This is a genomic window from Nocardioides yefusunii (genome assembly GCF_004014875.1).
GTDB classification, from domain to species: Bacteria; Actinomycetota; Actinomycetes; order Propionibacteriales; family Nocardioidaceae; genus Nocardioides; species Nocardioides yefusunii.
The window spans coordinates 2829792-2839716 of record NZ_CP034929.1 but is presented as its reverse complement, the minus strand read 5'-3'; the positions used below and the strand labels follow the sequence as shown (position 1 = coordinate 2839716).

The window sequence follows — 9925 nt, the reverse complement described above, 5'->3', positions numbered from 1 at the left end:
TCAGCGTCCGATCTGCAGGGCGGCGTCGTAGGTGGTCTGGGCGTACTTGGTCACCTGGACCGAGGCCTGGTAGCCGCGCTGGGCCATGATCAGGTCACCCATCTGGTCGGAGAGCTCGATGTCGGGGCGTCGCACGTAGCCGTCGGCGTCGGCCAGCGGGTGCGTCGGGTCGTGCACGAGCCGGCCCTCGGCGGAGCCCTCCTTGATCCCGGCCACCTCGACGCCGCCGTCCTCGCGGGAACGGGCGACGACCATCTGGGCGCGGAACGCCTCGCCGTCGGTGCCGGTCGTGGTGTTGACGTTGGAGATGTTGTTGGCCAACGCGTCCAGCCAGGTCTGGTGCATGCCCATGCTGGAACCGGCGATGTCGAGAACCGTGAACGCGCCCATCAGCGAGCCACCGACGCAGAGATCAGGCTGTAGCGGTCGGAGACGGCGCGGGTCAGCAGTTGGTAGGTGTACTGCGACTGCATCGCCGACAGCGTCTCCTTGCGGAGGTCGACGTTGTTGCCGTTGGTCCCCACCGGGGAGTTGGTCGGGGTCGTGGTCACCGGGACCTCGGCGACGCCGTCGGCGAAGTCGCCGTTGGCGATCGCGTTGCGCAGCGACGACTCGAAGGAGACGGTCGTGGACCGGAACCCGGGAGTGTCGACGTTGGCGATGTTGTCGGCGACGACCTGCTGGCGCAGGGAGACTCCGTCGAGTGCGGTGTACAGCACTCCGGAGACGGAGTCGGAGACGGCGAAGGGCACGACGAACCCTCTCGTTCAGCGTGGGATGGTGTGCCGGTCCTTCGGCGGGGTGTGAGCGCTCCGTGCTCACACCTGAGATCGGTCACTCGCCGAACCACCTGAGAAGAACGTTGAACGAAACCACAGATGGCTGGACGACACGGGACGCGCGCCGCAGCACAGCGGCACGCGTCCCGTGAGGTCTGCTGGTGTCGTCAGTTGGCCAGGACGACGGAGAGGACACCCTCGCCGTAGAGCGGCACGCCGACACGCAGGTCGGTGCGACGGCCCAGCGTGAGCGCCTGGACCAGCACGTCGGTGGGGGTCCGGTCGCCCGCGTGGTGCACGGCGTGCAGACGCAGGTGGTCGGCACCGGGCACCGAGTTGAACAGTGACGCGGAGATGTTGAGCACCTCGTGCAGGTTCTCGCGCAGCACCTCGTTGAGGGTCCCGGCCGCGATCGCGTCGTCGGCACCCTGGGGTGCGACCAGGCCGATGCCGGCCGAGAGGTGCGCGGAGAGCGCGAGGTCCATGCCGATCAGCGCGGCCCACTGCAACCGGTCGTCGACGTACACCGCGACCGTGCAGGGGCGCTTGGCCGACGGGGCCAGCGGTGCTGCTGGACCGATCTCCACCTCCTTGCCGATCAGGTCGGTGAAGAGGTCGCGCACCTCCTTGGGTGCGGGCAGGTGGACGCGGCTCATGCGTGCGGGATGACCGACGAGAGGAACTCGTCGAACAGCTCGGGCGTGAACGGCTTGGCGATCAGGAACAGCGCGCCGTGGGCGGCTGCGCGGGCCCGCATCTCGTCCGATCCCTCGGAGGTGACGAAGCCGAACGGGACCGACTGGCCCGAGGCACGCAGGGTCGCGAGGGCGTCGATGCCGTTCATCTCCGGCATGTTCCAGTCCGAGAGGACCAGGTCGGGCTTCTCGGTGGCCACCATGTCGATGCACTGCACACCGTTCTCGGCCTCCACGACGTCGTGCCCGCCGTACCCGGCCTGGCGCAGCGTGCGGATGACGATCTGCCGCATCACGCGGCTGTCGTCGACGACGAGGATCTTCATCGGTCTCCCTTGTTCACTGCCGCACGGCCCGAGTGGACGGTGACGGCGATCGGTTCGGTGCCCCAGGTGAAGGCGAGGCGGACGAGCTCCTGCTCGTCGGTGCCGTGGGCGAAGTGCCCGGTGGCGACCAGCGGCAGCGAGAGCTGGCTGGGGCCCGGCACGAGGCTCTTGACGTTGCCGCCGACCATGTTGACCAGCTCGCCGACGGCGTCGACGACGTCGGCCTCGGTCAGCTCGTCGGACTCCTCCATGCCGAGCATGCCGCGGGTGACCCCGCTGCCGCCGGCGTCGGTGAGGTCGATGGAGACCATGCCGTTCCACTCACCCTTGACGGTCACGCTGGCGGACCACTCGGGGGAGAAGGTGACGACGCTGGGGTCGGCGGGTTCGAGGGGCGCGGTGTGGCCCAGGAACGTCGACCACACCTCCTCGGTGACGGCCTGGACGTCGCTGGCTGCGGGGCCAGTGGGGGTGGTGGTGTCGCTCATCGCTGGGCTCCGTCCGGTGTGAGGCCGAGCAGGTCCAACTTGTCGAGGATCGCGTCGGCGGTGAAGGGCTTGATGACGTACTCGTGGGCTCCTGCGGCGAGGGCGGCGACGATCTGCGAGTGCTCGGACTCGGTGGTGACCATCATCAGAGTGACGTCACGCCACTCCTTGTTCTTGCGGACCTCGGTCACGAACTCGTAGCCGTTCATGTTCGGCATGTTCCAGTCGATGAGGCAGATCGCGGGCAGCGGACCGGCGTTCATCGCGGCCAGCGCCTCGACGCCGTCGCCGGCCTCGGAGCACTCGAACCCGGCCTGGGCGAGGATCCGCTTGAGGATCATTCGCATCGAACGCGAGTCGTCGATGATGAGGGCGTGCACGTCAGGCTCCCTGGCTGCTCGGTCTGGTGGTTCTAGGGCTGTGGTGGTGCTGGTGGCGGGTCCTCGCCGACGCGTCGGTCCGGTTCAGGCCTGGACGTCGAGGTAGACGGAGCGAGGCCGCGCGGTGGTGGCGCCGTGGATCCGGTCGGCGATGCTGCGCTGACGCTTGACGCCCCGCATGAAGACCTCGATCCGCGAGGCGAGGTCCCGCTGGCGGGCCAGCAGCTCCTCGGCCGGGGCCACGAGCTCCTGCGGCATGCGACCGATCCCACTGGCGGGGGACCACTGGGGCAGCGCGAGGTACTGCTCGACGACGTCGTCGACGTCGTCGCTGGTACCGGCCAGAGCGGTGGCGAGAAGGTTCTCGGCCTCGTCCACGTGTTGCTCGAGGCGGCCGAGCTCGGTGCGCCAGGGGTCGCGGGTCATCAGGAAGCGGCCTGCTGCAGGGCGGCCTGACGCCAGGTGTCGGCGATCTCGGTCGCCAGGCCCAGGACGTGGTCGGCGACGGCCAGATCCTGGGAGGTGTTGGCCTTGATCAGCTGGCTGTACATCCAGGCGTAGAGCGCATCGAGCTGCCCCGCACCCGACCACGCCGTGTGGTCGAGGCTGGCGCGCAGTTCGAGGACGATGTCCTGGGCGTGCAGCAGCTGGGTGCGGGCCTCGTCGCGGTTGCCGGCAGCGATGGCTTCGCGGCCGCGCTGGACGTCGAGGACGAGACGGTCGCAGAGCATGACGAGCAGACGCGCGGGGCTGGCGGTCTTGACCGAGTTGCCGAGGTAGGCGTTGCGGACGGCGTGGTTCATGGTGCTCATCAGTTCTTCGACGCGTTCCAGGAGGAGATCTGGCCACTGATGTAGTCGCCCTGGCCCTGCAGCCGGGCGAGCGACGTCTCCATCGCCGTGTACATGCGGGTCAGGGTGGTGCGGCGGACCTCGAGGCGGAGGTCCCAGGCTTCGATCGACTTGTTGAGTTCGTTGATCGTGGCCTGGTGTCCGTTGATCGCGCCGGCGAGGATGCCGTCATAGGGGTCGCTGTACTGCGTCGCGAGCTTGCTGACACGGGTGGCGAAGCTGTCGGCACCGGTGCCGAAGGCCTCGGCCACCCGGGCGGGGTTCTCTTCATAGGCCTTCGCGAACGCCGCTTCGTCGAAGATGAGCTTGCCGTAGCGGTCGACCTGGAGCCCGATGTCGGTCAGGTTGGTGCCGCCGGTGGTGCTGTAGAGGGTGTCGGCGAACGCGTTGCGCAGGGCGCGGACGGTGGAGTCACCCGAGAGGACGCCTGCGACACCGGTGCTGGAGTCGTAGGAGATGCGGGTGGCGATCGTGGAGGAGAGGAAGTTGATGCTGTCGACGACGGCCTTCACCGCGGCGGAGCGCTCGGTCGCGTTGCGGCTGATCTCCACGTTCGAGGACTTGCCCAGCTCGGTGGTGCTCGCGAGCGTGACGGAGACGCCGGGCATAATCTCGTCGAACGAGTTGGTCGTGGAGGTGAGCGTCAGCCCGGAGATCTCGATCTCGGCATCCTTGCCCACACGGGTGCGGGTGGCTTCGGCGCCGCCCAGGAGGGCGCCGCCGTCTGCAGTGGCGAGGGTGAACTCGTTGCCGGTCCCCGTGGCGGCGGAGTCCACGACGAGTCGGTAGTTGCCGGCGCTGACCTGGAGCATCGTGGCAGTGACGCCGGAGTTGTTGGCAGGGTCGTTGAGGGCCGCGGTGATGCCCTTGAGGGTCCCGTCGCCGGTGTCGATCGAGACGGTGTCACCGTTCGGACGGGCGACGGTGAGGAGACGCTTGCCGTCGGCGTCAGCGGGGACGAGCACATCGGTGAGCGCAGCGGTGTTGGTGTACGTCTCGCCGTGGCGAGTGGCCACCTGGTTGACGGTCAGGGCGAAGGAGCCCGGCATCGCATCGGTGGTGGCGGAGACGGTGACGCCGGGGAGCGACGACGTGGTGCTGAGCGCGGCCCACGTGGTGGGGTTCACGAGATCCTTCGCCTGGGCGGACAGGCTGACCGTCGTGGTGTTGATGCTCCGCAGCGCGGTGACGACTTCGGTGCGCTTGTTGACCTGGGTCTGCAGCTTCTTCTGCGAGACCGCCTCGATCTGCATGAGCTGGTCGACGATGGTTGCAGTGTCGATGCCACTCGACAGTCCGCTGATGGTGCTGGTCGCCACAGGTACCCCTCAGAAGTCAGGAGCGAGGGCCGGAATGGCCCCCGATGTCCTCCTGTTCGGCAGGGTCTCGACAGATCTGAGCAGTTGACCCGAAAAGCACGGTGCCCCGGACCGAGGTCCGGGGCACCGTGGAAGAACTCAGCCGGTCGGCCAACGCCGACCGTCAGACTCAGCGCAGGAGCGAGAGAACGTTCTGGGTGGCCTGGTTGGCCTGGGCCAGCATGGAGGTGCCGGCCTGCGAGAGGATGTTGTTCTTGGTGAAGGACACCATCTCCTCAGCCATGTCGGTGTCGCGGATGCGGGACTCTGCGTTCTGCAGGTTCTCGGTGGTGACGTTGACGTTGTTGATGGTGTGCTCGAAGCGGTTCTGGATGGCACCGAGCTCCGCGCGCTGGGTCGAGATCTCGGTGATCGCGGCCTGGACGCTGTTGGAGTCGGTGATGTCCACGGCGGCAACAGCGGTGCCCTCGGAGAACTTCGCCAGGGCGGTGGCGGAGACCTTGATGACGTCGCCCTTGTCGAAACCGACCTGGAACGACTTCTCGGCAGCACCGAAGACGGCGTCGCCGTTGAACTTGGTGTTGGTCTCGATGCGAGCGATCTCGAGCTCGAGCTGGTCGAACTCGGAGGCCAAGGCGGCCTTGGAGTCGGTGCTCTGGCCGCCGGAAGCGGTCTGGACGGCGAGAACGTTCATGCGCTGCAGCATGGAGTGGACCTCGGTGAGGGCACCTTCAGCGGTCTGGGCCAGCGAGATGCCGTCCTGAGCGTTGCGGGCACCGATCTTGAGGCCACCGATCTGGCCGCGGAGGCCCTCGGAGATCGCGAGACCAGCAGCGTCGTCGGCGGCACGGTTGATGCGCAGGCCCGAGGACAGCTTCTCGAGGGACTTCGAGATGTTGCTCTGGGTCGACGAGAGGTTGCGGTACGAGTTGATCGCGTCGGTGTTGGTGTTGATGCGGAGGCTCATGATGAGTTCCCTTCCTGGAGTGTCATGAATGGAGTCCGTCCGTGGACTCCGATGCCCCACCGATCGGCGGGGCTCCTGGTGACCTGAGTGGTCACCCGGAAGATTTTTCGGGGGTTTGCGTCGTCCCGCGCTCAGGCGCTGGCATCGACCCGTTGGGCCCCGCTGGCCCCCGCGTGCTCGCTGGCCCCCGCGCGCTCGATGGACGGGGCTCCGCCCTGGGCCACCACGGCGGGGCGGACCGAGGCTGCGTGCCGGGCGGCGACGGCGGCGAAGTAGGCGCCACGGCGACGCTCGACGCAACCGCCGGGGCGGTGCGTGGACGAGACGAGGTCGGGGTCGAGCTCGCGGTTCATCGCCTCGCGCATGAGGCCCAGGGCCTCGGCGCGCATCTGGGAGACGCGGGACTCGCTCACGTCCAGTTCTGCTGCGATCTCGGCCATCGGGCGTTCCTCGAGGAAGTAGCCGACGACGACGGCCTTGAGACGCTCGGGGAGTTCGGCGACGGACTCGATCATGTAGGTGAGGCGCTCGCGGTGCTCGACGATCTGCTCCGGAGTGGGGGAGTCGGCCGGGAGGAGGTCCTCGAAGGACTCCTCGGCGCTGCCCTGGAGGGAGAGCACCTGGGCGCGGGCGAGGTCTTCGTCGTTGGCGTCGACCTCGTCGACGTCGATGCCCATCGCGGCGGCGACCTCGCTGTTGCTGGGTACGCGACCCAGCGCGGCAGCCATCGAGTTGCGGGTGGCGTCGAGGTCGCGGGCACGACGCCGGACCGAGCGGGAGGCCCAGTCGACGGCACGGAGCTCGTCGACCAGGGCGCCGCGGATGCGGGGCGTGGCGTACCGGGCGAAGGGGACCCCGCGCTCGGGGTCGAAGGAGTGGGCGGCACGCACCAGTGCCACCAGTCCGGCCGAGGTGAGGTCGTCACGCGACACCTGACGGGGGAGTCGGACCCACATCTCCCGGACGATGTGGCCGACCAGCGGCATGGTGCTCGTGATCATTTCTTCGCGCTGCTGGGCATCGATCAGATTGTTCACACATTGAGCATCTCTCTCAGGTTGGCCGCTTTTCGGCCGATCGGGACCTGAGTCACCCGGGTGGTGTGCAGGCCGGGACCAAGGTCCCGGGCATGACTGGTCCGGGTCACGTGGAGGCCCAGGGGCCACCGTCCCTTTCGAACGTGGGATGCTCCAAAAATGTTTGAATGTTGAGACATCTGGGCACAGCCGCGCACTGGGCAAAAATGGCCTCCATCCCTTCTCAGGTCGCCCGCCGCGCTGCCGATCTGTTTTCTCGACGACGCCCTGCAGGCCCGCGGGCGGCACTGACGAAGGGATGCCCCCGGTGGAGAAGCTCTCGCAGGTCCTGTGGCGCGAACGGGAACTGCTCGACGCCCTCCTCTACAAGCTGGAGGTCGAGCAGTTGGTGATGGCCACCGGCCGCACCCGCTGGCTGCTCCGTGCTGCGCAGGACGTCCAGCGCCTGATCGACGTGCTCAAGGAGACCGAGATGCTCCGCGCCGTCGTCTCCGACGAAGTGGCAGCGAGCCTCGGTGTTCCCGCCAACCCCAGCCTCCAGGCGCTCATCGACGCCGCTCCGGAGCCGTGGGCATCGATCCTCTCCGACCACCGCGACGCCTTCCTGCGGATCACCGCAGACCTCACGGCCACCGCCGACGCCAACCGCGAACTGATCACGGCCGGCATCCGGTCCGCCCGCGAGACCTTGCTGAACCTGACCGAGGGAACCGACGGCTACAGCGCCGACGGGAGTGCTGTCACCGGCCTCACCCGCACGCCCCTACTCGACCAGAGCCTGTGAGCTGACCATGAGTGGAACTTTCTCCTCCTTCAACACCGCACTCGGTGCCCTGAACTACAACCGCACCCTGATGGACGTGGCGAGCAGCAACATCGCCAACGCCACGACCCCCGGGTACGCCCGTCGTCGGGTCGAGGGCGAGACCGTCAACAGTGTCGGTCAGGCTGCACTCTGGTCGCGTCCTGACGACCCGATGGTCGGCGAGGGCGTGCAGGCCGGCAGCGTCAGCCGGATCGCCGACGCCTTCCTGGACGCGCGCTCGCGCTACGAGCACGGCACCAACTCCTACCTCTCCACCCGCGCCGAGTCGCTGACCCGGCTCGAGACCGGCGTGGGTGAGCCCGGGGACACCGGTGTCTCCGCCGCGCTCAACTCCTTCCGTTCCGGTTGGCACGACCTGGCCAACTCCCCCGACGGTGCCGCAGCCCGCAGCCAGATCATCGACCGTGCCACCTTGCTGGCCGAGGCCGTGGGCGCGCAGAACAACAGCGTCGTCCAGGAGGAGAAGGACCAGAAGGTCCGTCTCGACGCCATGGTGACCGAGGTCAACACCCTCGCTGCCGACCTCGCCTCGACCAACAAGTCGATCGCGATCGCCGGATTCTCCGGCAGTGACCCGAACGTGCTCCTCGACCAGCGCGACCAGCTCTCGCTGCGTCTGGCCCAGCTGACCGGCGGCACCGCCACGCAGCGTGCCGATGGTGGCTTCGACTTCGCCGTCGGTGGTGTCTCCCTGGTCGACGGCATGGAGTCCGGCACCTTCGCGGTCGTCGGCGGCGCCGCCACCTCCGCCCCGGTCGGTACTCCGGTCGCGTTCACCGTCACGGCTGGAGGCACCAGTACTGCCGTCCCGGCCGGGATCAAGGGTGAGATCGGCGCCACGGCCGAACTCCTCACCGAGACCCTGCCGGCGTACCGCGAGAGCCTCGGCGAGGTCGTCCGGGCACTCGCGACCCAGATCAACACCCAGCACGCCGCGGGCTTCGACCAGAACGGCGACGTGGGGGGCGACTTCTTCACCTTCGACCCCGCTGACCCGGCCGGCACCCTCAAGGTCGCGTTCAGCGACACCGCCAAGGTCGCCGCCTCCGCCTACGCCGGTGGTGGCTTCGACGGCAGCAACGCGAGCAAGCTCGCCGACACCAGCGCCGCTGAGGACGCCTACCAGAAGCTGGTCAACAGCCTGGGGTCGACGGTGGCGTCGGCCAAGCGCCTGACCACCAACCAGCAGGCCCTCACTGACCAGGTCGACAACGCGCGCGAGCAGATGTCGGGCGTCAGCAACGACGAGGAGCTGGTCAACATGGTGGCGGCCCAGCGTTCCTACGAAGCAGCGTCGCGGATCATGAGCACCCTCGACTCCATGCTCGACACCCTGATCAACCGCACTGGACTGGTGGGCCGATGAGCATCAACCGCGTGACCCAGAACATGGTGACCCAGCGTTCGCTGCAGGGACTCCAGTCCTCCGCTGCGCGCCTCGCCGCGACCCAGGAGCAGTTGACCACCGGCAAGCTGGTCAACCGTCCCTCGGACTCGCCGACCTCGACCACCACGTCGATGCGGTTGCGCTCGAACCGGGCCGACGCCGAGCAGTTCGTCCGCAACGCCTCTGACGGCCGAGGATGGCTGGGGCAGCTCGACACCACCCTGCAGACCTCGCTCAACGAGACCCGACGGGCCCGCGAGCTCGTCCTGCAGGCCCGCAGCGGTGCCGTCACCAGCGTCTCCTCGCGCGAGGCACTTGCGGTGGAGGTCGACCAGCTGCGTGAGTCGCTGATCAGCCTCGCCAACACCACCTATCTGGGGCGCCCTGTCTTCGGCGGAGTGACCGCGGGCGGGGTCGCCTTCGATGCCGACGGCACCTACGTCGGCACCACCACGGGCGAGGTCACCCGCACTGTCGCCGAAGGCGTCACCGTCCGGGTCGACATGGACGCGACCGCGGTCTACGGGCCTGCCGGCGCCAACCTCTTCGCCGACCTCGAAGCCGCGTCGATCGCGATCCGCACCGGTGACGACGCCGGTCTGGCCACGGCTCTCGACTCGCTCGCCGCCGGCATGGAGCGTCTGACGGCCGGTCTGGCCGAGGTGGGTGGCCGCACCAACCGGGTCGAGTCCTCGCTGGACAAGGCACGTGACCGAGAGCTCTCGTTGCGCAACCAGCTCTCCGAACTGGAGGAGGTGGACATCGCACGGGTCTCGATGGACCTGGCTCTCGGCGAGGTCACCTACCAGGCCGCGCTCAGCGCGACCGCCCGCGTCATCCAGCCGAGCCTGCTCGACTACCTCCGCTGAC

The 9925-nt window shown here is 68.3% G+C and carries 14 protein-coding genes; 3 read left to right on the top strand and 11 right to left on the bottom strand.

Going from position 1 to position 9925, the window contains the following annotated elements; all coding sequences use genetic code 11:
• The 11 genes from EOV43_RS13015 to EOV43_RS12965 all read right to left on the bottom strand — a co-directional run bounded on the left by EOV43_RS13015 (position 1) and on the right by EOV43_RS12965 (position 6842).
• Positions 1-390: a flagellar basal body rod protein FlgC gene (locus EOV43_RS13015; RefSeq protein ID WP_128221674.1), complete on the bottom strand. Its 390-nt coding sequence runs from the start codon at positions 388-390 to the stop codon at positions 1-3.
• Positions 390-752 carry a flagellar basal body rod protein FlgB gene (locus EOV43_RS13010; protein WP_128221673.1) on the bottom strand — a complete coding sequence of 121 codons (363 nt, stop codon included), beginning with the start codon at positions 750-752 and terminating at the stop codon, positions 390-392. The genes EOV43_RS13015 and EOV43_RS13010 overlap by 1 nt, the downstream gene beginning before the upstream one ends.
• A 194-nt stretch (positions 753-946) precedes the next feature.
• Positions 947-1435 (bottom strand): hypothetical protein, encoded by a 489-nt coding sequence (locus tag EOV43_RS13005; protein ID WP_128221672.1) that lies wholly within the window; start codon positions 1433-1435, stop codon positions 947-949.
• On the bottom strand, positions 1432-1800 hold the full coding sequence (locus EOV43_RS13000) for a response regulator (protein ID WP_128221671.1): 369 nt from the start codon (positions 1798-1800) through the stop codon (positions 1432-1434). The genes EOV43_RS13005 and EOV43_RS13000 overlap by 4 nt, the downstream gene beginning before the upstream one ends.
• The gene (locus EOV43_RS12995) at positions 1797-2288 is read right to left on the bottom strand and encodes a chemotaxis protein CheX (RefSeq protein ID WP_128221670.1); all 492 of its coding nucleotides are present in this window, start codon (positions 2286-2288) and stop codon (positions 1797-1799) included. Before EOV43_RS12995 ends, EOV43_RS13000 begins: the two co-directional genes overlap by 4 nt.
• Positions 2285-2668, bottom strand: a complete 384-nt coding sequence (locus EOV43_RS12990; RefSeq protein ID WP_128221669.1) for a response regulator — start codon at positions 2666-2668, stop codon at positions 2285-2287. Before EOV43_RS12990 ends, EOV43_RS12995 begins: the two co-directional genes overlap by 4 nt.
• Before the next feature lie 84 nt (positions 2669-2752).
• Positions 2753-3094 (bottom strand): hypothetical protein, encoded by a 342-nt coding sequence (locus EOV43_RS12985; protein WP_128221668.1) that lies wholly within the window; start codon positions 3092-3094, stop codon positions 2753-2755.
• Positions 3094-3480 carry a flagellar export chaperone FliS gene (gene fliS / locus EOV43_RS12980; protein ID WP_128221667.1) on the bottom strand — a complete coding sequence of 129 codons (387 nt, stop codon included), beginning with the start codon at positions 3478-3480 and terminating at the stop codon, positions 3094-3096. The genes EOV43_RS12985 and fliS overlap by 1 nt, the downstream gene beginning before the upstream one ends.
• Entirely contained in the window at positions 3480-4838 is a 1359-nt protein-coding gene (gene fliD / locus EOV43_RS12975; RefSeq protein WP_128221666.1) for a flagellar filament capping protein FliD, read from the bottom strand. The genes fliS and fliD overlap by 1 nt, the downstream gene beginning before the upstream one ends.
• A 169-nt stretch (positions 4839-5007) precedes the next feature.
• Positions 5008-5805, bottom strand: coding sequence for a flagellin N-terminal helical domain-containing protein (locus tag EOV43_RS12970; RefSeq protein WP_128221665.1), 798 nt, complete (start codon positions 5803-5805; stop codon positions 5008-5010).
• 131 nt (positions 5806-5936) lie between these two features.
• Positions 5937-6842 carry a sigma-70 family RNA polymerase sigma factor gene (locus tag EOV43_RS12965; protein ID WP_239022123.1) on the bottom strand — a complete coding sequence of 302 codons (906 nt, stop codon included), beginning with the start codon at positions 6840-6842 and terminating at the stop codon, positions 5937-5939.
• A gap of 307 nt (positions 6843-7149) precedes the next feature.
• Here EOV43_RS12965 and EOV43_RS12960 point away from each other — a divergent pair, with 307 nt between their 5' ends.
• Genes EOV43_RS12960 through flgL form a run of 3 tightly spaced genes read left to right on the top strand, consistent with a single transcriptional unit; the run spans position 7150 to position 9924 of the window.
• The gene (locus EOV43_RS12960; protein WP_128221664.1) at positions 7150-7626 is read left to right on the top strand and encodes a flagellar protein FlgN; all 477 of its coding nucleotides are present in this window, start codon (positions 7150-7152) and stop codon (positions 7624-7626) included.
• Between the two features lie 7 nt (positions 7627-7633).
• Positions 7634-9034: a flagellar hook-associated protein FlgK gene (gene flgK, locus EOV43_RS12955; protein WP_128221663.1), complete on the top strand. Its 1401-nt coding sequence runs from the start codon at positions 7634-7636 to the stop codon at positions 9032-9034.
• Entirely contained in the window at positions 9031-9924 is an 894-nt protein-coding gene (gene flgL / locus EOV43_RS12950; protein ID WP_128221662.1) for a flagellar hook-associated protein FlgL, read from the top strand. The genes flgK and flgL overlap by 4 nt, the downstream gene beginning before the upstream one ends.
• Position 9925 lies beyond the last annotated feature (1 nt).